Annotated in this window: 20 protein-coding genes and 1 other RNA gene; 8 read left to right on the top strand and 13 right to left on the bottom strand. The window is 63.1% G+C overall.

The features are described 5' to 3' along the window. Window positions 1–42 precede the first annotated feature (42 nt). Complete coding sequence (locus AC57B6_RS02200) at window positions 43–243, bottom strand: hypothetical protein (protein WP_235429607.1); 201 nt, start codon at window positions 241–243, stop codon at window positions 43–45. Here AC57B6_RS02200 and AC57B6_RS02195 point away from each other — a divergent pair. Continuing rightward, window positions 227–1,606: a gamma-glutamyl-gamma-aminobutyrate hydrolase family protein gene (locus AC57B6_RS02195; RefSeq protein WP_244207455.1), complete on the top strand. Its 1,380-nt coding sequence runs from the start codon at window positions 227–229 to the stop codon at window positions 1,604–1,606. The two genes, AC57B6_RS02200 and AC57B6_RS02195, sit on opposite strands and share 17 nt — an antisense overlap. 385 nt (window positions 1,607–1,991) lie before the next feature. Then, entirely contained in the window at window positions 1,992–2,708 is a 717-nt protein-coding gene (locus AC57B6_RS02190) for a DUF2968 domain-containing protein (protein WP_496420624.1), read from the top strand. Between the two features lie 76 nt (window positions 2,709–2,784). On the opposite strand, the gene AC57B6_RS02185 is transcribed toward AC57B6_RS02190, so the two are convergent. The 3 genes from AC57B6_RS02185 to AC57B6_RS02175 all read right to left on the bottom strand — a co-directional run bounded on the left by AC57B6_RS02185 (window position 2,785) and on the right by AC57B6_RS02175 (window position 7,047). Continuing rightward, window positions 2,785–3,669 (bottom strand): hypothetical protein, encoded by an 885-nt coding sequence (locus AC57B6_RS02185; RefSeq protein WP_496420623.1) that lies wholly within the window; start codon window positions 3,667–3,669, stop codon window positions 2,785–2,787. A 651-nt stretch (window positions 3,670–4,320) separates the two neighbouring features. Further along, complete coding sequence (locus tag AC57B6_RS02180) at window positions 4,321–6,348, bottom strand: tetratricopeptide repeat protein (protein ID WP_496420622.1); 2,028 nt, start codon at window positions 6,346–6,348, stop codon at window positions 4,321–4,323. A 174-nt stretch (window positions 6,349–6,522) separates the two neighbouring features. Beyond that, window positions 6,523–7,047, bottom strand: a complete 525-nt coding sequence (locus AC57B6_RS02175) for a GNAT family N-acetyltransferase (RefSeq protein WP_028200102.1) — start codon at window positions 7,045–7,047, stop codon at window positions 6,523–6,525. A gap of 301 nt (window positions 7,048–7,348) precedes the next feature. Here AC57B6_RS02175 and AC57B6_RS02170 point away from each other — a divergent pair, with 301 nt between their 5' ends. Then, the gene (locus tag AC57B6_RS02170) at window positions 7,349–8,650 is read left to right on the top strand and encodes an MFS transporter (RefSeq protein WP_030101236.1); all 1,302 of its coding nucleotides are present in this window, start codon (window positions 7,349–7,351) and stop codon (window positions 8,648–8,650) included. 129 nt (window positions 8,651–8,779) lie between these two features. On the opposite strand, the gene AC57B6_RS02165 is transcribed toward AC57B6_RS02170, so the two are convergent. After that, a complete protein-coding gene (locus AC57B6_RS02165) occupies window positions 8,780–10,627 on the bottom strand; it encodes a tetratricopeptide repeat protein (protein ID WP_216749972.1) in 1,848 nt (615 codons plus the stop codon). A gap of 127 nt (window positions 10,628–10,754) precedes the next feature. On the opposite strand from AC57B6_RS02165, the gene AC57B6_RS02160 reads away from it, so the two are divergent. From AC57B6_RS02160 to AC57B6_RS02150, 3 genes are all read left to right on the top strand, one after another. After that, window positions 10,755–11,114 carry an ArsR/SmtB family transcription factor gene (locus tag AC57B6_RS02160; RefSeq protein WP_496420621.1) on the top strand — a complete coding sequence of 120 codons (360 nt, stop codon included), beginning with the start codon at window positions 10,755–10,757 and terminating at the stop codon, window positions 11,112–11,114. Between the two features lie 251 nt (window positions 11,115–11,365). Continuing rightward, a complete protein-coding gene (locus AC57B6_RS02155) occupies window positions 11,366–12,430 on the top strand; it encodes a cation diffusion facilitator family transporter (protein WP_496420639.1) in 1,065 nt (354 codons plus the stop codon). A 68-nt stretch (window positions 12,431–12,498) separates the two neighbouring features. After that, the gene (locus AC57B6_RS02150; RefSeq protein ID WP_496420620.1) at window positions 12,499–14,223 is read left to right on the top strand and encodes an FAD-dependent monooxygenase; all 1,725 of its coding nucleotides are present in this window, start codon (window positions 12,499–12,501) and stop codon (window positions 14,221–14,223) included. Window positions 14,224–14,299: 76 nt separating this feature from the next. Here the strand turns inward: AC57B6_RS02150 and AC57B6_RS02145 are convergent, their stop codons facing one another. From AC57B6_RS02145 to AC57B6_RS02130, 4 genes are read right to left on the bottom strand one after another with little or no spacing between them, the layout of a single operon-like run. Continuing rightward, a complete protein-coding gene (locus tag AC57B6_RS02145) occupies window positions 14,300–14,554 on the bottom strand; it encodes a formate dehydrogenase subunit delta (protein ID WP_028200097.1) in 255 nt (84 codons plus the stop codon). A gap of 8 nt (window positions 14,555–14,562) precedes the next feature. Next, the gene (gene fdhF / locus AC57B6_RS02140; protein WP_496420619.1) at window positions 14,563–17,508 is read right to left on the bottom strand and encodes a formate dehydrogenase subunit alpha; all 2,946 of its coding nucleotides are present in this window, start codon (window positions 17,506–17,508) and stop codon (window positions 14,563–14,565) included. Window positions 17,509–17,522: 14 nt separating this feature from the next. Beyond that, window positions 17,523–19,094 (bottom strand): formate dehydrogenase beta subunit, encoded by a 1,572-nt coding sequence (locus tag AC57B6_RS02135; protein WP_496420618.1) that lies wholly within the window; start codon window positions 19,092–19,094, stop codon window positions 17,523–17,525. Next, entirely contained in the window at window positions 19,091–19,576 is a 486-nt protein-coding gene (locus tag AC57B6_RS02130) for an NAD(P)H-dependent oxidoreductase subunit E (RefSeq protein ID WP_496420617.1), read from the bottom strand. Before AC57B6_RS02130 ends, AC57B6_RS02135 begins: the two co-directional genes overlap by 4 nt. 134 nt (window positions 19,577–19,710) lie before the next feature. Here AC57B6_RS02130 and AC57B6_RS02125 point away from each other — a divergent pair, with 134 nt between their 5' ends. After that, complete coding sequence (locus tag AC57B6_RS02125) at window positions 19,711–20,790, top strand: substrate-binding domain-containing protein (protein ID WP_496420616.1); 1,080 nt, start codon at window positions 19,711–19,713, stop codon at window positions 20,788–20,790. A 107-nt stretch (window positions 20,791–20,897) separates the two neighbouring features. After that, window positions 20,898–21,164, top strand: a complete 267-nt coding sequence (locus tag AC57B6_RS02120) for a hypothetical protein (RefSeq protein WP_028200092.1) — start codon at window positions 20,898–20,900, stop codon at window positions 21,162–21,164. A 199-nt stretch (window positions 21,165–21,363) separates the two neighbouring features. Here the strand turns inward: AC57B6_RS02120 and ssrA are convergent. From ssrA to ompA, 4 genes are all read right to left on the bottom strand, one after another. Then, window positions 21,364–21,733: a transfer-messenger RNA gene (gene ssrA, locus AC57B6_RS02115) on the bottom strand. A 168-nt stretch (window positions 21,734–21,901) separates the two neighbouring features. After that, a complete protein-coding gene (gene gph / locus AC57B6_RS02110) occupies window positions 21,902–22,615 on the bottom strand; it encodes a phosphoglycolate phosphatase (protein WP_046568074.1) in 714 nt (237 codons plus the stop codon). 30 nt (window positions 22,616–22,645) lie between these two features. Next, window positions 22,646–23,344, bottom strand: coding sequence for a bifunctional 2-polyprenyl-6-hydroxyphenol methylase/3-demethylubiquinol 3-O-methyltransferase UbiG (gene ubiG / locus AC57B6_RS02105; RefSeq protein ID WP_028200090.1), 699 nt, complete (start codon window positions 23,342–23,344; stop codon window positions 22,646–22,648). A gap of 213 nt (window positions 23,345–23,557) precedes the next feature. Continuing rightward, the gene (ompA, locus tag AC57B6_RS02100; protein ID WP_028200089.1) at window positions 23,558–24,205 is read right to left on the bottom strand and encodes an outer membrane protein OmpA; all 648 of its coding nucleotides are present in this window, start codon (window positions 24,203–24,205) and stop codon (window positions 23,558–23,560) included. Between the last annotated feature and the right edge of the window lie 246 nt (window positions 24,206–24,451).

Raw genomic sequence — 24,451 nt, 5'->3', positions numbered from 1 at the left:
ACAATGTGAGCAATTGTGTGCGCGTTTGCCGGGCTTGCCGGGCTAGCGGATAATCAGGGCATATTCATTCGTTCGCGTGAAAGGCGCCTGTCTGACAGTTATGAGCGAAAACAAACCTGAAAATGCCGGCCAGCCCGGCAGCCCGTCGTCCTCTTCGGGGACGCCATCGCCTTCAACGTCGCCCACGTCCGCAACGGCGCCCACTTCGTCCGGCGTGACTTCCGGCGTGTCAAAGCCCGACACGCTGCCGCCCGAGCCGGCGGCTACGCTGCCGCTCTCGCATGAAGACGCCATCCAGTCTCCGGTCAAGGACGTGGTGACACCGGCTGCCGAAGAGGCCGCGGTGAGATCGTCCACCGACAACCCTGATAGCGCTTCCACGGTCACCCCCACGCATCCGCAAACGGCGCAGCAACGCGATGCGGCCGAGGCGCGCAGTTCGGCGGCCGCGTCGACTGCGCAACAGGAGACCGAGGTTCACGAGCGCGCGGCGGCCAAAGCCGAGCGTGCCGCGAAGGTTCAAGCCTCACGTCCCGCTGCGCTCGGGAGCAACGAAACGCTCGCAGGCGGATTGAGCGTGCCCGCTGACGAGGTGGTTCTCACAGAAAAGGCGGAAGAAGCTGCGGCCGCAACTCGCCCGGCCGGCTCACCGCCGCCGGGGTTCGGCGCTGCGCCGGATTTCACGGCAACGAACCCGCCGCCGCCGAACGCATTGCCGCCGTCGCCACCGCGCTATCTGAAGCAAAGCGACTCGGCGTGGACCGTGTTTGGACGCATCATCGCGGCCCGCGCGCGTCAGTTGTTCGATCGCGCCGGTCAGCGGATCACGCAGCGCACGCTGCGCATCGGCGTGTCGGCACGCATCTTCCACCCCGAGCCGGGTGCGAAGGGGCTGCGAGGCAAGACCTTGCAATATCTAGAGGAATCGATCGCGCACTGGGTCATGTCGCGTGACGTGCTGGTGTTCATGATTCCGACGGTCGGCCATCAAGGCATGCTGCACCCGAGCAATATCCGTTTGCGCGACTATGCGAAGCACCTTGACGGTCTGCTGCTGCAGGGCGGCGCGGATGTGTCGCCGCAGTCCTACGCCGAACAGGCGACGAGCCCCGAGTGGCCGGGCGACCGTGTGCGCGACATGTACGAGCTCGAACTGCTGCATGAGTTTATCGAGTCCGGCAAGCCGGTGCTCGGCGTATGCCGCGGTTGCCAGTTGATCAACGTGGCGTTTGGCGGCACCTTGTATCAGGACATCGCCACCGACGTGCCGACCGCCGGCGCGCACGTCAACGAGAACTACGACCAGCATCGGCACAGCATTCATTTCCCGGACGGCTCGACGCTCGTCAATATGTTTCCTGGCCGGCGTGAGGCGATCGTCAATTCGATCCACCATCAGGCGGTCAAGACGCTCGGTCGCGATCTGAATATCGAGGCCGTGTCGGCGTCGGACGGCATCATCGAGGCCGTGCGCTATCGGCGCGCGCCGTTCGTGATGGGTGTGCAGTGGCACCCGGAGTTTCATCGCGCGGGCGGTCCCGAATTGCTCGATTGCACGCCGTTGCTCGACACCTTCCTGCGGGTGGCACGCGAAACGCGGTTTTAGACGCGCGGTTTTAAAGACGCGATTCCAGAAACGCGGTCTAAAGGCCATGCCTTTAAGCCGCGCTTTCGAGTGCGGTTGTTCACGAAGATTCTTGCAGCGTGCCACCGGCATCTTCGCGGCCGCTATCTCCCTATTGTCACGATGCTCGAGGTCGAATTCGCGCGAGTGCGGTGCAGATTCCGAAACGTCCGCACGAGTCAGATTGTTGCGTTTTTGTCCTATCTGAAATCTTTTATTTCGCGACTGACGGCTTCGCCTGGCCAAATCATTCGGTATCGATTTATCTCGATTTAAAGTTCTTCAGCGTGGCGTTTGAATGCTTCGCTTAACGGCTAATCCGCGCGATAATCCAAGGCTGTTTTGGATTTGCATGGAGCATGCACGTATGAAGTACCCCTTAATAGTACGGCGCGCCATGCTGCTCGCGACCTCGTGTGCGCTGTTGCAGCATGGCGGTTTCGTGCTGGCAGCACAAAGCGACGAGGCCGCACCTCTGGTCGGCACGCGGCCGGCCATGAATACGCTAACGCCGCAACCGGTCGCGGATGCGCTACGTAGCGCCGCATCGAGTACATCGGCTGCCGCTGGCGACGTACAAGGTAACGTTGCCGAACTGATGCAGATGATTCACGACGCCAGGCTGAGCGAATTACGCACCACGTATAACGGCAGTTACGGCGCAAGTCTGTTTTTCTATCCGCAGGAAATGACGTACTACGTTGCGCTTTTTCAGGACAAGCATTGCTGGCGGGTGATCAGATCGGAAGACGTCGGTCGTGCTGAAGCGATCTATGCGGGTTTCGTCCAGCAGACGGCACAACTTGCAGACGTTGAGATTCGCCGCACACAGTTGCAAGCGCAGAAGGCGTATATCGAAAATATTATCGCGTTGTCGGAAGATCGTGCGCGGCGCTTGCAGGCCGATCTCGATGTTGCGCGTACGCAGCAGGCCAAGGTCAACGACTACCAGCGGCAGACGCAAGGCGAGGCGGCTGCGCTAAACGCGGAAAAGGAACGGGTACAAGCGCAGTTGCGTCAGGTGCAGGGCGAAGTGATGCAATTGCAGCGGCAAACCGAGTTCGGATTGCCAACCCGGAAGTAGACGTACGAGTGCAAAAAAAGCCCGGCAAAACGAATTGCCGGGCTTTTTTTGTTTCGCGTTTTTTAGATAACGGCGCTTACCTGGCGAACTGGTCGGGCACCTCGGTTACGCGACGTTGCGACACGTGATTGATCCATTCGGTCCCGCCGGTTGCAGGCGGATTGATCGACGAAACCGGGCGCGATGGCGGCGCAATATTGCGCAGGTGGGTGGCGGCTGACGTGGTCATCGACGCATATTCGCCGGTACCGAGTTGCGACGGCGCAAGTGGCGAGTAAGGACCCGCCGACGATGGCGCCGGTGTCGTTCGTTGCGCGATCGCCGGCACGGCAATTTGTGACACTTCGGCGTTCATCGGCGAAGTGCGTGGCAACTGCGGTGCCAATCGCGTTGCGATGGTGAGTTGCGAACGGCGATTGCTTCTTTCGTATCGGTTCGCGGCGTCTTTGCGCTGCTTATCCTGGCGGCGCGATACGTGCTTGCCGACGGAAGCGCGCGCCGGCGTGGTTTTGACCGGCGTGACGATTTTGGGAGCGGGAATTGCCGTGAAATCGCGTAGCGGAGCAGCGGCAAGCGCATTCGGAAAACTTTCAGGCGATGCGGGTGCGGATGCGGGCGTGGATCCGGACGCGCCTCCCACATATACCGGCGACGACGCGGCGCTCGGTGCAAGCACCGCTGCATGGTTGTCGGCGGTGGCATTGGAAACGACAGCGGCGTCAAACGAATGAGGATTAGCCAGTTGTGCTTGCTGGCGAGCCGGAGCCCTGGCCACTGGTTTGACATCGCTAATCGGGTGACGCTGCGCCAGATGATCGAACGCAACCCAGGCAAGCATCGCGGCGCCACCGAGCGCACAGGCGCCTCCCGCTAGCGCACCCCAACGCAATTGTGCCCCGCGCGGCGAGGCTGGAGCCGCCGGTGCGCTAACCGGCGAGAAAGGTGCGGCTTCGGTGGACATTCGCAAAGATTCGTCTACCGGTGTGTCGAACACAGTCGTCGAGGGAGCGGCTGCGTTGAGCCCTGATGACGCAGTTGGTGGCGAGCGCCGCGTTTCCCATTGACAGAGCGCGCGGATGGTCTCCGCATTCAAACAAAAGGTACGTAACACGGCCGCGTAGAGCGCCTTGAGTTCAGCTCTCAAACTGTACCCTGGCGGCAGCAGTGCCCAATCGCGGCCGAATGGCGGGGGCAGCAGGCGACCGAGCGGCGCCAGGCTCGGTAGCGCCATGGAGCCTTCGATCAGGGTGAGAGGGATCGTGGTCGACATTGGTTTCTTCGCAGCGGCTCGTAAAGGGGCCGTGGGCTGGCGGCTCAGGGGGCTCTGGCTTCGAAGCGATGCGCGTAAAACGCGGTACACAACGCCATAGGCGAGCGCTGTGCCCAAGACAGGAGCGGTCGCTGCGAAGCCAGTGGAGTATCGAAGATGATGCCTCGAAGCGACGGAGCTGACGATCGGATTGTTCCGAAAAGAAGTGACGATCTTCCGGAGTCCATGTCAATCCCACGGAGTGCTTCAGGCTTGCCAAACGGACGTGGTATTCAGCCTTGGCGCAGGGACCCCGCAGACTGGAAGGCAAAGCGGCTTACTAGCTGGCGGCTTGCGAGCGATTCACCGGGCATGCCGACCGCCGTCGTGAACAAACTCGCGCGGGAATTCATGCTGCAGGGCTGCGGCGACCCGTACGAGCACCTCGTCCCAGTTGCCTCGCTGTGCTTGGCTGAAGATGCGGATGGTGGGATACCAGGGACTGTCATTTCTATCGCGCAGCCAGCGCCAGCATCCTGCGAAGCGGTTGAGCAGCCATACCGGCTTACCCATCGCCGCAGCAAGATGAGCCGTTGACGTGTCGACGGAGATCACCAGATCGAGGTTTTCGATCAACGCGGCAGTGTCGGCGAAGTCGGCGATTTCATCGGTCCAGTCTGTCAGGCGTGCCTGGCTCGCCGTATCGGCGCGCTTCGAAACGTCATCGGTCTTTTGCAGGCTGATCCAGCGTACGTGTGACAAGGCGAGCAGCGGTGCCATTTGCGCGGACGTCATGCTGCGCACTTTGTCCTCCGCCATGCCTGAATGGCCTCCTGCCCATACCACGCCCACGCGCGGAAGTCCGGGATTGGGCAACTGAGCGAGCCTCGCTTGCCACGCGGCGGCGCGCGCGGAATCGGCATACAGATAGGTTGCGGGGGCGGGAATGTTGTCCAGTCGGGTGCCGAACGCCATCGGCAGGGACATCAAAGGACAATACCAGTCCCAGTTGTCCAGTTCGGGGAGTAGGGGATCGAGCAACACGAGACCAGGCCAACGCGAACAGAACGACTCTTCGTACAGGCGCCGCAAAGGTCGCGGGCAGATGTAGCCAACCTGCGCAAAACGTGTCAGTGCCAACGGCAGATAGCGCGCAAACTGCAGGCTGTCGCCCAGACCTTGCTCGTGAATGACCAGCAGGCGTGCGCTGCGCGGGGCCGTTGCATTGTCACGCTTCGCTGTGTCCGGAGGCTCTCCTTTCCACTGCGGCAGCGGCAGTTGCGGGCGTATTGAGTTGTGGCGACTGTCGGCATGGGTGAGATGGACCTGGCGGTCGTCGAAATAAGGCCATGCTTCTTCATAGCGGCCGGCGGCCAGTAAAACCATGCCGAGGTGGGCACGAGCGGGGAAATTGTCGGGCATGAGCGCGATGGCACGCCGCAGGTGGCGCTCGGCGTCGTCCCACGCGCCAAGATTCCTCGCGAGGACGCCGAGGCTCGTGTGCGCGTGCGCATAGTCCGGGTCCAGTTCGAGCGCGCCGCGATAGAACACTTCCTCCTCGTCGAGACGGCCTTGCGCGCCGAGCGAGGCGCCCAGGCAGACGAGATTGGCGGCGTTTGGCTTCAGGGCGACGGCCTGGCGGTACTGCTGCTCGGCGTCGGCATAGTGGCCGAGCCTGCACATTGCACTGCCCAGATTGATGTGCGCATTGGCAAAGGCGGGGCGCAACTCGGCGGCGCGGCGAAAGCACGCGATCGCCGCCGCGCTGTCGCCTTTCGCCATCTGGGCATTGCCGGCGTTGAAGTACGCGTCGGCAGAAAAGGGGGCGAGTGCCAGCGCCCGCTCATAGCAGGCGAGCGCCTCGTCGTGCCGTTCGAGCCTGGCGAGCACGCTGCCGAGATTCAGATACGCGTCGGCCAACGAGGGGTCGAGCGCAAGCGCGTCATGATAGGCCTGGATCGCCTCGTCGAAAGCGTTTTGCGCTTGCAGCGCCACGCCGAGATTGTTGTGCGCGTCGGCGAAATCGGGTTGCAGTTGCAGCGCGTTCCGGTAGAACCGCGTCGCTTCGTGATGATTGCCGAGCGCGGCGGCGACAAGGCCGCGGTTGCTCCAGCAGGCCGCGTCGGTGGGATCGATTATGAGGGCGTGTTCCAACAAAGCCGCCGCGGCGGCGTGCGAGCCGCGCTGATGATGCAGCACGCCGAAGTAATGCAGCGCTTCAGCATGGCGCGGGTCAAGCGTGAGTGCTTGCCGGTAGAGCGGCTCGGCTTCATCGAGCCGGCCGGCGCGATGCGCGGCGACCGCCGCGGCTACCAGACGCCCCGGGCCCGAAAGGCGGTCGGCGGATGATGAGATAGCGGGCGTGTCTTCGGGATGGGACGGCTGTCGCATGAAAATCCGCCGGGCGATGGGCCGGTGAACGCGCCGTTGTGCGTGCGGATGAGCGCACGCCTCGCGACGGCGCGAGTGGATGGAAAACCATCCGGCAGCGTACGTTTCACGTCAGTCGGTATCGATCAGACGAATCCTATTAGGCATGTACTTTCTCGACCGGACGCGGCCATCTCATCGATCCAGCCGGTACACGTAGCGTAAAGCAGTAATATCCACGCCGCCCATATGATCCGGTTCGGCGCCGACGAACTGCCAGCCTTGTCTTTCATAGAATCCGATTGCCGGCGTGTTGCCTTCGAGCACATAAAGGTATAACTGCGACTCTCCCTGTGCGCGAGCCCAGTCTTCGGCCGCGCGCATCAACAGCTTGCCGGCGCCGATCCCCTGATGGCCGGGCAGCGCATGCAGGTTGTCGAGCAGAACGCCCCACGCGGACTCCGGTTGCCGCTCGACACAGACGAAACCAATCGGCTCGCCCGCGAGTTCGGCAATCAGGACCATGCGGCGCTCGCCGCCCGGCGCGCGCAGGCGCGCTTCCCAGTAGGCGGCCCGCTCACGCGTCACTTCGCCGTCGAGGAAAGCGTCTGGCAACAGGCCGCGATACGTAGCCTGCCAACTGGTGCTATGGATCGAGGCGATCAGCGCTGCATCCGCGAGGGTTGCGGGGCGCAACGAAAGTGCGGGGGAGGTTTGCATCGGAAGGGTGGTCAACGGGAATGGCCTGTCTGCAAAAAGTTTATCGCGAGGGGAGCAAGCGTAGTTTGTAATGAAACTGTATGGAATGCGCAACGGTGCCATCAAAGGTAACATTACGTGTTGCGGGCTTCGGGTATTTCACAACGTTTACCCTGATACCGTGTAAATCTGTTCAGCATGAAAATGCAGCGCCCCCGGCGCGTTTCAAATTGCCGTGGGATCCGCTTGCCGAACGCGGTGGATCGTTTCAACTGCCCGAGCGCCACCAGTCTGCGTGGCGACGGGCTATTCAGAGAATGTCATGTCTACTGCGTCACACGCTCCTTCCTCATCCAGAGAATCCAAGGTCAAGACGGTTTTCCGCGTGGTCAGCGGCAACTTTCTTGAGATGTACGACTTCATGGTCTACGGCTATTACGCATCCGCGATCGCCAAGACCTATTTCCCGAGCGGCAACGAATTTGCGTCGCTGATGCTGTCGCTGTCGGTATTCGGCGCGGGCTTCCTGATGCGTCCGCTGGGCGCGATCATACTCGGCGCCTACATCGACCATCACGGCCGGCGTAAAGGCCTGATCCTCACCCTCGGGCTGATGGCGCTCGGCACGCTCACGGTCGCGGCGATCCCAGGCTACGCGACCATAGGCGTCCTCGCCCCGGTACTTGTGTTGTTCGGCCGGCTGCTGCAAGGCTTCTCCGCCGGGGTTGAACTTGGCGGTGTGTCGGTCTATCTGTCGGAGATCGCCACCAAGGGCAACAAGGGCTTCTATTGCGCGTGGCAATCGGGCAGCCAGCAGGTCGCCGTGGTGTTCGCCGCACTGATCGGCGTGGTGCTCAACAAGGTGCTGCCGGCCGACCAGATGACGGCCTGGGGCTGGCGCGTGCCGTTCCTGATCGGCTGCCTGATCGTACCGTTCCTGTTCCTGATTCGCCGTTCGCTGCAGGAAACCGAGGAATTCACGGCGCGCAAGCATCATCCGAGCATGGGCGAAATCATGAAGACGATGGCCGCGAACTGGGGCATCGTGCTGGGCGGGATGGGCATGGTCATCATGACCACCGTGTCGTTCTACATGATCACGGCCTACACGCCGACGTTCGGCAAGGAAGTGCTGAAGCTGTCGTCGATCGATACGCTCGTTGTCACCGTTTGCATCGGTTTGTCGAACCTGATCTGGCTGCCACTCGCGGGCGCGTTGTCGGATCGCATCGGCCGCCGTCCGGTGCTGCTGGCCTTCACGATTCTGACGATCATCACCGCGTATCCGGCGCTGCAATGGCTGGTTGCCGAACCGTCGTTCGTTCGCCTGCTGGTGGTCGAGTTGTGGTTGTCGTTCCTGTACGGCAGCTACAACGGCGCAATGGTGGTGGCGCTGACCGAAGTGATGCCTGTCGAAGTGCGGACCGCCGGTTTCTCGCTGGCTTACAGCCTTGCTACGACGATCGGCGGCTTTACGCCGGCCATCTCGACGCTGCTGATTCACACTACCGCCAATAAGGCCGCACCGGGGTTGTTCCTCGGCGCGGCGGCAATCTGCGGCTTGATCGCGACGCTGGTGCTGTATCGCACGCCGGAATCGCGCAATCAGTATCGAACCGCCTGACGGACACCTGGCTGAAGATTCACCGGTTGGTCTGGACAAACAAAAACCCCGCGCTCGTGAGAACGCGGGGTTTTTTTCTGAGCGCTGCACCGGCACATCGGCAACAGGCTGCAGACGAATCCGTCCTTGCTAACCGTCGCGCAATTCGTTTGCCACTGCCTCCACCACCTCGTTCCACGCGCCGGGTTGCGGCTGGCGCAGCAGCGTCGCGCCCGGATACCACGGGCTGCGCGTCTCGTTGACGAACCAGCGCCAATCCGCCGCGAACGGCAGCATCAGCCACAGGGGTTTTTTTAGTGCGCCGGCGAGGTGAGCGATCGACGTATCGATCGATACCACGGCGTCGAGCCGCTCGATGATCGCCGCGGTATCCGCAAAATCGCCGATCCGTTTATCCATGCGATGAATCGACGCCGCACGCGCATGCGTGTCGAGCGCCGCGCGTTCCTCGGCGCTCAGCTCAGGTTGCAGCACGATCCAGTCGATGCCCTCGAGCGCGAATAGCGGTGCAAGCGCGGCGAGCGGCATCGAACGGGTTTCGTTCTGCTGGATGCGTCCCGACCACGCAATGCCGATCTTTCGCTTCGCATGACCGCCGAGCGACCCGCGCCATTTGCGGCGGTAAGCGGGCGGCGCGCTGAGGTAGGGCGTGCGGCCGGGAATCGTGTCGTAGGTCGTGCCGAGCGCGAGCGGCAGGCTCAGCAGCGGGCAGTGCAGATCCGCCGCCGGGCGGGGCGTGCCCTGAGCGATCAGGGTGACGCGCCAGGCTTGCGCGGCCGGTGCGAGCAGCGGCAGTAGTTGCGGCTGCACTTCGAGTACGACGCGCGCGGCGCGCTGGGCGGCCAGTGGCACGAAGCGCACGAATTGCAACGTGTCGCCGAAACCCTGCTCGGCATGCACGAGCAGCGTGCGCTGTTCGATCGGCTCGCCGTGCCAACGCGGCAAGGTCTGGATGACCGGCTGCGCGGTAGTTTGCAGCCGCCATTCGTACTCCGGCAGCCCACGCGCGAAATCGCGCTGCGCGAGCCAGGCAAGCGCACGGTTCATATGCGCGGATGGGAGATCGGGGCGCAGGCGCAGCGCCTGATCGAAAGCCCGCACCGCCGCGGCATGCGCGCCGAGCGCCTGATGGGCTGTGCCGAGACTCAACCAGGCGAGCGCGAATTGCGGATCGAGGCCGACGGCGCGCTCCAGATAAGGCAGTGCCTGCGCGTGGCGCCCCAGCGCCGCGAGCGCGTTGCCGAGCCCGAAGATGGTGGGTGGCAGGTTCGGCTGCAATGCGAGCGCTGCCTGGAAAGAAGCGACCGCCTCTTCGTGACGGCCGGTGGCGTCGAGCGTGTTGGCGAGATTGAAGTGCGCGGCGACGAAACGAGGCTCGGCTGCCAGTGCCGCCCGAAAGTGCTGGATCGCCTCGTCCGCGCGTTCAAGCGCGTTCAGCGACATGCCCATGTTGTTGAGTGCGCCCGCGTGCCCGGGGCGCAGTTCGAGCGCGCGCTGGAACGATGCGATCGCTTCCGCATGACGGCCGAGCGCATGCAATGCGTTGCCGAGATTGTTATGCGACGAGGCGTCATTCGGCTGCAGGCGCAGCGATTTCTGGAAAGCGTCGGCGGCGTCTTCGTGGCGCCCCACCGACGCGTACGCATTGCCCAGGTTGTAGTGCGCCATCGGGAAAGTCGGCGCCAGCGTGAGCGCATTGCGGAACTGTTCGATGGCGTCGTCGATCTGGCCCAGCGCCTTGAGTGCGTTGCCGAGGTTCAGTTGCAGCGCCGCGTCTTCCGGGCGCAGGTTCACTGCGCGCCGCACGAGCTCGGCGGCTTCGGCGTGCTGGCCCTGCTGATGGCGCAGAACGCCCAGCAGGTGCAACGCATCGACGTGCGCGGGATTGCCGTCGAGCGTCGCGCGGTAGCCGCGTTCGGCGTCGTCGAGGCGGCCGTCACGATGCGCCGCGAAAGCGCTGTCAAATACTTGTTGCATGACGCAGGGATGGGATTTCGGGTGAGGCGGACGCCGCATTTTCCCACACTCGCCGCGCCACCCTCCGATTTGACCTGTCGTCTCGATATCTATAACATATGAACACGTGTTCATATGTGTGTCAATCATGTCGTTTGCTCTGGCTTCCGCTAGGTTAGCTGCTGGTTTCGAAGACCGTCCGGTGGAGACGATCGTGCCGCTGGCCGACCTGTTTCGCCTGCTCGGCGATCCGACGCGCTTGCGCATCGTGCTCGCGTGCGTCGAGGAGCGGCGCGCGGTCGGCGCCATTGCCCAAGGTCTGGGTTTGTCGCCGTCGCTGGTGAGCCACCATCTGCGGCTGCTGCGCGCGGCGCGGATCGTGCGCGCGGAGCGGCAGGGCAAGCAGGTGTTCTATCTTGCTGCCGACCGCCATATCAGCGCGATGCTGACCGGCATGCTCGAGCATGTGGCTGAGCCGGCCGGCGAATTTCCTGTGGATCCGTCATGAAAAAAACCACCGTACCGAACCACGTCGCCAAGGAGCGCGAGGACGACCACGCGCCGGTATGGCTCGACGGGGAGTCCGACGGGACCGATGGTGACGACGCGCAGCCGAAAAGCCAGGCGCGCGCGGCTGACGAGCAGGGCGGGCATCGTCATGGCGCGGTTCGTCCGGAGGTCGACGACGCTCGTGGTGAGGGCGGCACGCAGGACCACGGCGTACAGGTGAGCGATTCGCACGGCGACGGCGCGGACCGGATGCAGTCCGACACCCACACGCACACCCACAGCCAAGGCGCCGACAAGGGGCCGAGCCACGCTGCTCACAGCCACGATAGCCATAGCACGCACAAGCACGGCGACCACAACAGCCACGCCGGTCATAACCACGGCACCCGCAGCCACGGCTCACACAGCCACGCCGGTCACAGCCACGCCCATGCCCCCGTCGCAGGTCACGGCCGCGCCTTCGCACTGGCTGTCGCACTGAACGTAGCGATCGTGGTGGTGCAAGCCGTGTATGGCGTGATCGCGCACTCCACCGCGCTGCTCGCCGATGCCGGCCACAATCTCTCCGACGTGCTCGGCCTGCTGCTTGCCTGGGGCGCAGCCTGGCTCACCACGCGCCGCCCTTCGGCACGCTATACCTTCGGCTACGGCAGCTCGTCGATCCTCGCGTCGCTTGCCAACGCGGGGCTGTTGCTGTTCGCGTGCGGCGTGATCGTCGCCGAGGCGATCGGGCGCCTGATGAACCCGGCGCCGGTCGCGGGACTGGTCGTGTTCGTCGTCGCGACGGTCGGTGTGATCGTCAACGGCTTCTCAGCATGGCTTTTCATGCGCGGCCAGAAAGATGATCTGAATATCCGCGGCGCTTTTCTGCATATGGCCGCGGACGCCGGCATCTCCGCCGCGGTCGCGATCAGCGGGCTCGTGATTCTCTATACCAACTGGACGTGGCTCGACCCGGTGATGAGCCTGCTGGTGGTCGCGGTGGTGATCTACGGCACGTGGGGTCTGCTGCGCGATTCGGTGCGCATGGCGCTGGATGCCGTGCCGCCGGGCGTCGATCTGCAGCCGATCCGCGACTATCTCGCCGGACAGCCGGGCGTCACCGATGTGCACGATCTGCATGTCTGGGCGCTATCGACCACCGGCAATGCGCTCAGCGCCCATCTGGTGATGCCGGCAGGCCATCCCGGCGACGAGTCGATCGACGCCATCGTGATCACGCTGCGCGAACGTTTTTCGATGCAGCACGCCACACTGCAAGTCGACCTCGGCACCACCGAGCATCGATGCGCGATGGGTCATCCCCGCGATTGATGCAGCGCACCGTTACGCGCGCTATCGGCGGCGTACACTAGGACGTCCTGTTGTCTCCGGAGGTCCGCATGGATGCTGCCGCACACGATGCGTCGCCAGTGCTGATCGTCGGCGCGGGTCCGACCGGGCTCGCCGCGGCGATGAGTCTCGCGCGTGCCCACATCCCCGTACGTCTGATCGAGAAAGCGTTGCAGCCGGACCCGCACTCGCGGGCCATCGGCATTCAGGCGCGCACACTCGAACTGCTCGAACAACATCGGCTGGTCGAACCGTTTCTCGAACTCGGTCATCGCGCGCGCATCGCCAATCTTTTTTCCAATGGCATGCGTCTCGCGCGCCTCGATTTCGATCCGCTGCACACCCGCTATCCGTATCTGCTGTTCCTCGACCAATCCGTGACCGAACGCTTGCTCACGGAACATCTCGCGACATTCGGCGTGACGATCGAACGCGGCGTCGAGCTGACGACGTTCTCGCAGGGTTCGGCCGGCATTCAGGCGACCTTGCGGCACGTGGACGGCCGTACCGAAACGATCCGTCCGTCGTACATGATCGCCGCCGACGGTGCGCATAGCACGATCCGTCACCGGCTCGGCTTGAGCTTTGAGGGCAACACCTTCGAGCAGACCTTCCTGCTTGCTGATCTGCACGCCGAAACCGATTGGCCCGAAGACGAGTTCCATATCTTTGCTTCAGGCGAGGGTCTCGTCGCGCTGTTCCCGATGGGCCATGGCCGTCATCGTCTGATTGCGGATCATCCCGCCGAAAAGGCTACAGTCTTGACCTCGGCCGCGCCCGTCGTACTCGGTGAACCGCCGCTCAACCAGGTTGCGCCGCCGTCGCTCGCCGAATGCAAGGCGCTGATCGCCCGGCGCGTGCGCGAACGCGTCGACGTGTCTGACCTGGCATGGTCGTCACATTTTCGTCTGAACAGCAGGATGGTGGACAGGCTGCGTGTGGGTCGCATTTTCCTCGCAGGCGACGCGGCCCATGTACACAGCCCGGCCGGCGCGCAAGGGATGAACACCGGCATTCAGGAAGCGTTCAATCTCGGCTGGAAGCTCGCGCGCGTGCTGCAAGGCGGCGCGCCTGACCGGCTGCTCGATACGTACCATCAGGAACGGCATCCGATCGAGCGCGACGTGCTGCGGCAAACCGGCTTCATCACGCAGATGGCCGAGGCCGATCATGGACCGCTCAGGCTGCTGCGCGAGCGCGTAATGCCGGTGCTGGCCGCGCTCGGTCCCTTGCGCGATGCGGCGCGGATGACCATCAGCGAGTTGTCGATCCAGTACCGGCGCAGTCCGCTGACGCTCGAGCGCGTCCTCGATGGCGGTCCGCGTGCCGGTGAGCGCGCGCCGGACGCGCTGGTGCATGTGGTGGATGGCCCGCTTGGCCGCGCGCCGGGTGTCGGGTGCATCTTCGATCTGCACGATCCCGCGTTCTTCTCGCTCTTCCTGCTGGTGCCGCCGCAGCCCGTCGACGACATGCCGCTCGATCCCGCCGCGAAGCACGCGCCGCCGCCGGACCCGGAACTGGAGAAAATGACCGCCGAAGTCGAGAGGCTGTTGCCGGGCGCGGTACGCATCTGGCGCGTGACCGATACGAACGGCGAGGGCGCTCCGGCTCTCGTCGAATCCTATGGGCGCACACGGCCTTCGTTCTATCTGGTGCGGCCGGACGGCTACATCTGCGCGCGCGGGCGCACCGGTTCCGATCTGAACGGTCTGCTGCGGCATTGCGAAGCGTGGTTCGCCGTGGGGGGCGTGATACCGGAGCAGGCGGCCTTGTGAAATGACCGTGCAGGCCGGCCCGTGATGTGGGCCGCCTTATCGATGGATGGCGGGCGCCGTTCGAACGGCGCCTCGCCTACACCGCCGTAGAAAGAGCGGCAGGCGTCAACCCGTCACGATGCTTGACGAGCGCCTCCCTGACGATGCCCGACATCTCGACGCCGTTCGCGTCGGGCTCATCGAGCGTCGCCAGCAAAGCGCGCCGCATGCGCGGCTCCCAGAAGCGGCGGATATGATCGGCGATGCCGTCGAGCGCCTCTTCGCGATCCGGCATCGAATCGAAAAAATCTCCGATCCGGTTCGCCATGTCGATCAGATTCTGATTGTCCATGGCTTGCCTCACTTACCCGAGCTTGCATTGGCCAACTCGCGCTGCTTCAGCAGATCGAGTTGCTCGCTATTGAAGCGCGAATAGTCCTTTTGCCATTGCGACGGTTGCTCGACCGGCATCACCTGCACCGCGGTCACCTTGTACTCGGGGCAGTTGGTGGCCCAGTCCGAGCTATCGGTGGTGATCACGTTCGCCCCCGATTCGGGGAAGTGGAATGTCGTATAGACGACACCCGGCTGCATCCGCTCGGTCACTTTCGCACGCAACACGGTTTGTCCCGCGCGCGATTCGATGCCGACCCAGTCGTCATTGCGGATGCCGCGTTCTTCCGCATCGTGCGGGTGAATCTCGAGACGGTCTTCGTCGTGCCAGCGCGAATTTTCGGTGCGGCGAGTCTGCGCGCCGACGTTGTACTGCGACAGGATGCGGCCCGTGGTCAGCAGCAGCGGGAACTTGCGCGTGACTTTTTCCGGCGTGGCGATGAACTTCGTAATCACGAATTTGCCCTTGCCGCGCACGAAAGTATCGATGTGCATGGTCGGCGTACCGTCGGGCGCGTTTTCATTGCATGGCCACTGGATGCTGCCGAGTTCGTCGAGCTTCCGGTACGACACGCCGTGGAAGGTCGGCGTGAGACGCGCGATCTCGTCCATGATCTGCGACGGATGCGTGTAGTCCATTTCATAGCCGAGCGCCCGCGCCAGCATCACCGTGACTTCCCAGTCGGCGTAACCCGGCACCGGCGGCATCACCTTGCGCACGCGCGAGATGCGGCGCTCCGCGTTGGTGAAGGTGCCGTCCTTTTCGAGGAACGACGAACCGGGCAGCAGCACGTGCGCGTACTTCGCGGTCTCGTTGAGGAAAATATCCTGCACGACGATGCATTCCATCGACGATAGCGCCGCTGACACGTGATGCGTGTTCGGATCGGACTGCACGATGTCTTCGCCCTGGCAGTACAGGCCCTTGAAGGTGCCGTGCACGGCGGCGTCGAACATGTTCGGAATGCGCAGGCCCGGCTCGGGTTGCAACGTGACATTCCAGGCTTCTTCGAACAGCGCGCGCGTGATCGAATCGCTAATGTGACGGTAGCCGGGCAGTTCGTGTGGGAACGAGCCCATGTCGCACGAACCCTGCACGTTGTTCTGGCCGCGCAACGGATTCACACCGACGCCTTCACGGCCGATGTTGCCGGTCGCCATCGCCAGATTTGCTATGCCCATTACCATCGTCGAGCCCTGGGCGTGTTCGGTGACACCGAGGCCGTAATAGATCGCGGCGTTGCCGCCGGTAGCATAGATGCGGGCGGCTTCACGGATGGAGGCGGCGGGCACGCCGGTGAGTTCCTCCGTGGCTTCCGGTGCATTCTCGGGCAGCGCGACGAACGCACGCCATTGCTCGAAAGCGCGCGTTTCGCAACGCTCGGCGATGAATGCCTCGTTCAGCAGGCCTTCCGTGACGATCACGTGTGCCAGTGCGTTGACCACCGCGACGTTGGTGCCCGGACGCAGTTGCAGATGATGCGAAGCTTTTACGTGCGGCGTATCGACGATATCGATGCGGCGCGGGTCGACGACGATCAGCTTCGCGCCTTCGCGCACACGGCGCTTCATACGCGAGCCGAACACCGGGTGGCCGTCGGTCGGATTCGCGCCGATCACCATGATCACGTCGGCTTTGTCGACCGAGGCAAACGTCTGAGTGCCGGCGGATTCGCCTAGCGTGGTCTTCAGCCCATAGCCGGTCGGCGAGTGGCACACGCGCGCGCAGGTGTCGACGTTGTTGTTGCCGAACGCGGCGCGCACGAGCTTCTGCACCAGATACGTTTCTTCGTTCGTGCAACGCGACGACGTGATGCCGCCGATCGAATTGCGGCCGTGCTTCGCCTGAATCCGGCGGAATTCCGAGGCCGCGTAAGTGAGCGCCTCTTCCCAGCTGACTTCGCGCCACGGATCGGTGATCTTCGCGCGGATCATCGGCTTGGTGATGCGGTCCTTGTGCGTCGCGTAGCCCCATGCGAAGCGGCCCTTCACGCAGGCGTGCCCTTCGTTGGCCTGACCGTTCTTGTGCGGCACCATCCGCACGACCTCGTTGCCTTTCATCTCGGCCTTGAACGAGCAGCCGACGCCGCAATACGCGCAAGTCGTGACGACCGAATGCTCGGCCTGGCCGAGCATGATGACGGTTTTCTCCTGCAACGTGGCGGTCGGACACGCGGCGACGCAGGCGCCGCACGACACGCATTCCGATTCCATGAACGGCTTGTTTTCGCTGGCAGCTACGCGCGATTCGAAACCGCGTCCGGCAATGGTCAGCGCAAACGTGCCCTGGGTCTCTTCGCACGCGCGCACGCAACGATTGCAGACGATGCACTTCGACGGGTCGTACGTGAAGTACGGGTTCGATTCGTCCTTCTTGTCCTTCAGATGGTTCGCGCCGTCGAAGCCGTAGCGCACTTCGCGCAAGCCGGTGACGCCCGCCATGTCCTGCAGTTCGCAGTCGCCGTTGGCGGGGCAGGTGAGGCAGTCGAGCGGGTGATCGGAGATGTATAGCTCCATCACATTCCGGCGCAGCGATTGAAGGCGATCGGTTTGCGTGCGGACCTTCATGCCGGCTTCGACCGGCGTCGTGCACGAAGCAGGGTAGCCGCGCTTGCCTTCGATTTCGACCAGGCACAACCGGCATGAGCCGAACGGTTCGAGCGAATCGGTCGCGCAGAGCTTCGGCACGTTGACGCCGGCTTCGATGGCGGCGCGCATCACGGAGGTGCCGGCCGGAACCGTCACCGCCTGGCCGTCGATTTCCAGCGTGACGTCGACGTCGGCGTGACGCAACGGTGTACCGTAGTCGGTATCGTCAAAGGGCGAGCGCGCGGCGCGTTGTTGCGCCTGGGATTTGCACGCGCAGTTTCCGGAGCCGCAGCCGCCGGCAGGGGAGTTGAGCACATCGGACATGTGAGGCTCCTGGGTCAGGCCGCAGCCGCTTTGGGCGCGAGGTCGTGGACGTTGTCGAGACCGAAGTCTTCGGGGAAATGGTCGAGCGCTGACAACACCGGGAACGGCGTCATGCCGCCCATCGCGCAGAGCGAACCGGACACCATCGTGTCGCAAAGATCGCGCAGCAACTGCACTTGCCGCGTGGACGTGTCGCCGTTGCGAATCCGTCCGATCACTTCGACGCCGCGCGTCGAGCCGATCCGGCACGGCGTGCATTTGCCGCACGATTCGAGCGCGCAGAAGTGCATCGCGTATTGCGCGAGTTCGGCGAGATTCGAGGTGTCGTCATGCACGACGATGCCGCCGTGGCCGACCACCGCGCCGACGGCTGCATATGCTTCGTAGTCCATGGGGATGTCCCACTGGCTTTCCGGCAGATACGTGCCGAGCGGACCGCCGACCTGCACCGCGCGCGCGGGGCGTCCGCTTGCCGTGCCGCCGCCATAGTCGTACAGCAGCTCACGCAGCGTGACGCCGAACGCGAGCTCGACCAAGCCGCCTTGCTTCACATTGCCGGCGAGCTGGAACGGCAGCGTGCCGCGCGAGCGGCCCATACCGAAATCTTTGTAGAACGCGGCGCCGCGCGCGAAGATGATCGGCACCGTCGCGAGCGTGATGACGTTGTTGATCACCGTCGGCTGGCCGTACAGGCCGACTAGCGCCGGCACGGGCGGCTTCGCGCGCACGATGCCGCGTTTGCCCTCGAGCGATTCGAGCAGCGCGGTTTCCTCGCCGCATACATAAGCGCCGGCGCCTTTCGCCACGAACAGTTCGAAGCGGTGCGCCGCCGAGCCGAGCACGCTGTCGCCGAGCCAGCCGACGGCGCGTGCTTTCGCGATCGCAGCTTGGAGTGTTGCGATCGAGTGCGGATATTCGCTGCGTACGTAGATGTAGCCGACCGTCGCGCCGGTGACGACGCCCGCGATGATCATCCCTTCGATTAGCACGTACGGGTCGCTTTCCATCACGAGGCGATCGGAGAAGGTGCCGGAATCGCCTTCGTCCGCATTGCAGACGATGTATTTCTGCGCCGCTTTGGCGCCGCGCACGGTGCGCCATTTGATGCCGGCGGGGAAGGCCGCGCCACCGCGACCGCGCAGGCCGGATTCGATCAGCGCTTCACAGGCGGCGTCGCCGTCGGTTTCCAGGGCCTGCTTGAGGCCCTCGAGGCCGCCGTGGGCGATGTAGTCGTCGATGGAAAGCGGGTCGGTGATGCCGATGCGAGCGAAGGTCAGGCGCTGCTGCCTCTTCAGATACGGTATTTCATCGACCACACCGACACGGCTGGCGTGCTCGCCGCCTTCGATAAAACCGGCGTCAAAGAGCGCGGCAACATCGCTTTCTTCGACGTTCGCATAGCCGATGCGGCCTTCAGCCGTGGCAACTTCCACGAGCGGTTCGAGCCACAGCAAACCGCGCGAGCCGTTGCGAACCAGTTCGATGGCAATGCCGCGGCGGGCCGCTTCGGCTTCGATGGCTTGAGCGAGGGCATCGGCGCCTAGCGCAAGCGCCGACGAATCGCAGGGAACGTAGATGCGTGTCATGCCGTAACCTCCACGCATTTATTGGCGGCCGCGAACAGCGTGTCGAATTTTTGGGGCGTGACTTTCGCGTGCAGCGTGCCGTTGAGCATCAGCGCCGGCGACAGTGCGCATTGGCCGAGGCAATATACCGATTCCAGTTCGACTGCCGCACCGTCATGATGCTCGGCGTCAAAACGGCAGCCGGTGTGCGCCTCGATATGCTGCGCGAGCGCCTCGGTGCCCATGCTGCGGCAGGCTTCGGCTCGGCACAGTTGCACCATGACGGGCGCCGCAGGTTGCGTGCGGAAGTGGTGGTAGTAGGTGATGACGCCGTGCACTTCCGCACGCGACAGGTTCATGGCGCGCGCGAGAGGCGCGACTGTGTCGGCGGGTACGTAGCCGAGCTCGTCCTGAATCGCGTGCAATACCGCTAGCAGCGACCTGCCCGGCTGCGCGTGACGCTGCACGAGTTGTTCCGGCGCGATGGCGATGGAATCGTCCAAGTGGGGGCTCCTCCAAAGACATATATGCACTTGTTATTCATAATGCGTGCACTTATGCTTCGTATATTCGATATGGGATAGCCGAACAATAGGCGGGTGATACGCCTCGTGCAATAGGAAATGGTTAAGCATATATGATCCGAATCGAGTGTCAGGTGCAGCTGGTCGTGAAGGGCCCCGATGGCCGTGAGGCAAGCCTGTCGGACGTCGTGCCGCTCCTTGCGCTGGTGGACGAATCCGGCAGCATCGCGCAGGCGGCGACGCTTAAGGGTTTGTCCTACCGTCACGCATGGGGTTTGTTGCGCAGCATCGAGGAACGTTTGGGTGGTCCGCTAATCGCGAAGGAGCGCGGGCGTGGCTCGGTGCTGTCCGAACTCGGGCAGGCCGTGTTGCGCGCGCAGCGTCTGTGCGGCGAGCGGCTCGACGGCAATATGCAGGCGCTGGCGAGCGAAGTCGCCAGCGATCTGAACCGGTGGCTCGCCCCGGCCGCCGACGACGTGAGGATCTATGCGTCGCACGGTTACGCCGTGGCGGCGCTGGTGACGGCGCTGGTCGCGAACGATCTGCCGGTCGATATCAAATACCGCGACAGCGCGGACGCGGTGAGTGCGCTCGCTCGTGGCGAATGCGATCTGGCCGGTTTCCACTTACCGCTGGGCGAATTTCGCGCGGTCTGTGCCGATACCTACCGGCGCTGGCTCGATCCGCAGCGTCACGTGCTCGTGCATCTGACGAGGCGCAAGCAGGGTCTCTTTCTTGGCAAGGGGAATCCGAAGGGAATCGGCGGCCTGGGCGACCTCGCGCGCGACGATATTCGCTTCGTCAATCGTCAGCCTGGTTCCGGCACGCGCATGTTGCTCGACCTCGCGCTACGCAAGGTCGGGGTCGATCCGGACCGGGTCAACGGGTATGCATCGACGGAACTCACGCACTCGGCGATCGCGGCGTTCGTGGCCAGTGGCATGGCGGATGTGGGTTTCGGCGTCGAGCCGGCGGCGCATCACTTTGGGCTCGACTTCATCCCGATTGTCGATGAAGACTATTATTTCGCCTGCGACCGGGCCCGGCTCGAGCGCGCGCCGCTCGCAACCGTGATCGGTTTGCTGCGCGGCGCCGTGTTCCGGCATAGCGTCGACCAGCTCGAAGGTTACGATCCGCACGACTGCGGCAAGCTGCTCGATCTCGAAACCGGCCTCGGCCCACCGGCGCTGTAAGCGACCGTAAACTATTTAATGTGGCGGTCACTGCGTGAGGCGTTCGTTTGGGATAATCTAGCTTTCCGCTTACGCCTTGACCGCGCGCTGTGCCGCGCTGAATCGATATGAAAGTTCTTCTTCACGCATGTGCTGCCGCCGCCGCGGCCACGGTGCTGCTCGCTACCGCTTCGGTTGCCTTCGCCCAGAATTCGCCGGGTGTGCCGGGCGGCATTCTGCAAGATCAGTTCCGTCTTGCCGAGCATCCGCAACTGCCATTCGCAGCATCGGCGCCCTCGGACAAATACCAGTCCGACAAGAAGTCGGCCATGCGCAAGCGCGGCGACAATGGCGATCCGAATGGGTGTAATTTGCAATGCCCTAAAGACGAGTAAGCGCGCGAGCTAGCGGTTTTTGCTTGCGCGGTTCGTCTTTGGGTTCTGCTTTTGGTTGATTGAAACGCCGGCATGCTGCCGGCGTTTTTGTTTGCGGCGTTCTATTGCGAGCTTCGCGGCGCCGGCAACAAAAAACCCCGAGAGCCTTACGCTGCCGGGGTTCTTGGTAAAACTTTGCTGCTACTACGTGCAAGGTGTTTGGTGGAGGCGGCGGGAATCGAACCCGCGTCCAGAAGCACTCTACGACTAGTTCTACATACTTAGTTCTGTCATTTGATTTAACCACCACGACGCGGACGAACACGCTGCGTGACGGCGATTCACTAAGTTTTCGACCCGGGCGTCGTGACGCCGCCAAGGCTTAACTGACGTATATGACCTCTGTCGGTATTGCTACCGGTCTTGCGACTCTAGCCCGTCAGTGAACTAGGCAGAGGACGGCGGCCCTTAGGCTGCCAGTGCGAACGTTTCGTCGTTTGCAGTTACGTTTTTCCCATTGATTAACGAGGTGACGGGTCCTCGGTATGCCCTAGCCGCTTCGCAACCCCTGTCGAAACCAGGTCGCCCCCGCGGTTCGTTGCCCAAAAATCTGGGCCAACGAGCATTTTACAATAGTTTGACAGCCACGTCCTGTCTGATTGCTTCGCTGTCTTGCTGTTCCGGTAGCGCTGCGGCGTTGCCGCAGTGAAGCCGCAAAGTGCTGCGCTACGTTCAGTGCGCCGGGTCCGTTTGTACGATCAGTCGATGTCGCGCAGCAGCCTCAGCAATTCAGCGGGCGATTGCACGACATGTTGGGCATGCCACTGCGTGGGCGGGATGTCGTTGCCGCAATAACCGTAGGCGGCCGCGATGGTCTTCATGCCGGCCGCGAAACCTGCCTGCACGTCGCGCAAGTCGTCGCCGACATAGACAATGCGTTCCGGCAGCACATCCAACTCGCGTGCCGCGTGTAGCAAGGGTGCGGGGTGCGGTTTCGAATGGGGCGTCGTGTCGCCGCTTACCACACAGCCGGCGCGCTCTTCGAGGCCCAGTAGCGCAACTAGCGGCTCGGTGAGCCTTGCCGCCTTGTTTGTCACGATGCCCCAGCGCACGCCCCGTGCATCGAGGTCGTCGAGCAACTCGGGAATGCCGGGAAACAGCGTGGTCTCGATGCACAAGTCCGCTTCGTAATTGGCGAGAAACTCCTCGCGCATCGACGCGAACTCATGGTCTTGCGGACCGATGCCGAAGGCTCCGCCGATCAGCCCGCGCGCACCCGCCGACGCGAGCGGTCGCAGGTCTTCGAGCGGCACCATCTCGAGGTTGCGATCATGGCGCATTTTGTTGACGGCGGCCGCCAGATCGGGCGCGGTGTCGGCCAGCGTGCCGTCGAGGTCGAACAGGACAGCCTGGCAAAGACCGAGGGCGTCCTCGTTGTCTTCGCGTTGGGGCAGGGGCGTAGGATCGCTCATTGAGTGGCTTGAGTCCGGGCAGGTCGGGGATCAGGCGTCGCGGCGGCAAGCGAGCATGTAGTTCACGCTCGTGTCGTCGGACAGCGTGAAATGCTTGCTGAGCGGGTTATAAACGATACCTTTGATATCGGCGGTGCGCAGGCCGGCGGCGCGCACGAAGCTCGCCAGTTCCGACGGGCGGATGAAGCGCGCGTAGTCATGAGTGCCCTTGGGCAACATCCGCGCGATATATTCGGCGCCAATGACCGCGAACAGATAGGACTTCACGTTGCGGTTGAGCGTGGAGAAGAATACCCACCCGCCCGGTTTCACCAATGTCTTGCACGCCTCGACGATGGCTGCCGGTTGAGGCACGTGTTCGAGCATTTCCATGCAGGTGACGACGTCGTACGTGCCTGGTTCGCGAGCCGCCAGCGCCTCAGCCGCGATTTCTTCGTAACTGACGGTTACACCGCTTTCAAGACTGTGAAGATCTGCCACGCCGAGCGCCTGGCTCGACAGGTCGATTCCTTTTACGTGCGCCCCCAATCCCGCCATCGACTCTGTCAGAATGCCGCCGCCGCAGCCGATATCCAGCACGGTCTTGCCGGCGAGGTGCGCGTGCGCGTCGATCCACCCCAAGCGGATCGGATTGAGTTCATGCAGGGGTTTGAATTCGGCATTCGGGTCCCACCAACGATGTGCAAGGTCGCTGAATTTCTGCAGTTCGTGGGGATCGGCGTTGGTCATAGCGGAAGCTGCCTCGATGAGAGCGTTGAGCGGGCGCTCGAGGATAAACCCTGAGTATATAGGCCGAGCGACGGGGCGGCAAAATGCCGCGCGATGGCTGGCGTGCGCTGTTCCGGCAAATCAGGCGAGCACTCGGAGGAGGAGGCGAGCGGCGCCAGCGGCATAAAAAAAGCCCCGCCGAAGCGGGGCTTTGATGCTGCGGTAATTTGTAGCTTACTGCTTCGAAGTACCGACAACTTCGACTTCCACGCGACGATCCGGTGCGAGGCAGGCGATGAGTTGCTTGTGGTTCTTCTGGTTGCAACCGGTCGTGACCGGGTTGCGCTTGCCCTTGCCTTCCGTATAGATACGGTTGGATTCGATGCCCTTGCTGACCAGGTATGCCTTGACAGCTTGAGCGCGGCGCAGCGACAGACGGTCGTTGTACTTGTCCGAACCGATACGGTCCGTGTAACCCGTTGCGACGACGACTTCCAGGTTCAGCGCGCCGATCTTCGATGCCAGATCGTCCAGCTTTTCCTTGCCAGCCGGCTTCAGGATAGCCTTGTCGAAGTCGAACAGAGCGTCAGCTTGATACGTAATCTTTTGGCTCGTAATAGCCGGTGCAGGTGCGACCGGAGCCGGCGGGGTCGGAGCCTGGGCAACCAGGGCGCCATCGCACTTTGCGTTGGCCGTTGCCGGCGTCCAGAATGCATCGCGCCAGCAAAGCTCGTTCGTGCCGTTCATCCACACGTATTCGCCGGTACCATTCACCCAGTTGTCGTTCGTGGCTTGTCGCGACGCCGGCACCGATTGCGCCATGGCGGATGCAGCCATAACTGCGGTAGCTGCAATGAACGCGAGCTTTGAAAGTTTATTCATATTTCTCCTCTCGAAATTGAGATTACCGCAGGTTTACTGCGAGCCTGTTGACGAAGACAAGTCATACATTGCTCGAAGTATAACATCGGTGTAGAACAAAAAACGTGCTGTGTAGACTTCGAGCAGTGTCTAACTCTTTGTGCGTTGGCATTTTGCCATATCGTTCCCTTCCAACGATAAAAAAATCTGCCCCCGATCAAATCGCCCTCCAATTGTGGTGCATGCGCAACAGAAGCAATCCGCTGG

This window comes from Paraburkholderia sp. BGA-UO-ETr-F12 (assembly GCF_059567945.1).
The sequence above is the reverse complement of the archived record's forward strand: the minus strand, read 5'-3'. Positions and strand labels throughout refer to the sequence as shown.

Excerpts from the sequence above, each read along its gene's own strand:
- AC57B6_RS02125 (WP_496420616.1), top strand. The coding sequence starts at position 19,711 with ATGATCCGAATCGAGTGTCAGGTGCAGCTGGTCGTGAAGGGCCCCGAT.
- AC57B6_RS02155 (WP_496420639.1), top strand. The coding sequence starts at position 11,366 with ATGCAGTCCGACACCCACACGCACACCCACAGCCAAGGCGCCGACAAG.
- AC57B6_RS02180 (WP_496420622.1), bottom strand. The coding sequence starts at position 6,348 with ATGCGACAGCCGTCCCATCCCGAAGACACGCCCGCTATCTCATCATCC.
- AC57B6_RS02175 (WP_028200102.1), bottom strand. The coding sequence starts at position 7,047 with ATGCAAACCTCCCCCGCACTTTCGTTGCGCCCCGCAACCCTCGCGGAT.
- fdhF (WP_496420619.1), bottom strand. The coding sequence starts at position 17,508 with ATGTCCGATGTGCTCAACTCCCCTGCCGGCGGCTGCGGCTCCGGAAAC.
- AC57B6_RS02145 (WP_028200097.1), bottom strand. The coding sequence starts at position 14,554 with ATGGACAATCAGAATCTGATCGACATGGCGAACCGGATCGGAGATTTT.
- gph (WP_046568074.1), bottom strand. The coding sequence starts at position 22,615 with ATGAGCGATCCTACGCCCCTGCCCCAACGCGAAGACAACGAGGACGCC.
- AC57B6_RS02170 (WP_030101236.1), top strand. The coding sequence starts at position 7,349 with ATGTCTACTGCGTCACACGCTCCTTCCTCATCCAGAGAATCCAAGGTC.
- AC57B6_RS02135 (WP_496420618.1), bottom strand. The coding sequence starts at position 19,094 with ATGACACGCATCTACGTTCCCTGCGATTCGTCGGCGCTTGCGCTAGGC.
- AC57B6_RS02165 (WP_216749972.1), bottom strand. The coding sequence starts at position 10,627 with ATGCAACAAGTATTTGACAGCGCTTTCGCGGCGCATCGTGACGGCCGC.
- AC57B6_RS02120 (WP_028200092.1), top strand. The coding sequence starts at position 20,898 with ATGAAAGTTCTTCTTCACGCATGTGCTGCCGCCGCCGCGGCCACGGTG.
- AC57B6_RS02160 (WP_496420621.1), top strand. The coding sequence starts at position 10,755 with ATGTCGTTTGCTCTGGCTTCCGCTAGGTTAGCTGCTGGTTTCGAAGAC.
- ubiG (WP_028200090.1), bottom strand. The coding sequence starts at position 23,344 with ATGACCAACGCCGATCCCCACGAACTGCAGAAATTCAGCGACCTTGCA.
- AC57B6_RS02150 (WP_496420620.1), top strand. The coding sequence starts at position 12,499 with ATGGATGCTGCCGCACACGATGCGTCGCCAGTGCTGATCGTCGGCGCG.
- AC57B6_RS02190 (WP_496420624.1), top strand. The coding sequence starts at position 1,992 with ATGAAGTACCCCTTAATAGTACGGCGCGCCATGCTGCTCGCGACCTCG.
- ompA (WP_028200089.1), bottom strand. The coding sequence starts at position 24,205 with ATGAATAAACTTTCAAAGCTCGCGTTCATTGCAGCTACCGCAGTTATG.
- AC57B6_RS02185 (WP_496420623.1), bottom strand. The coding sequence starts at position 3,669 with ATGTCCACCGAAGCCGCACCTTTCTCGCCGGTTAGCGCACCGGCGGCT.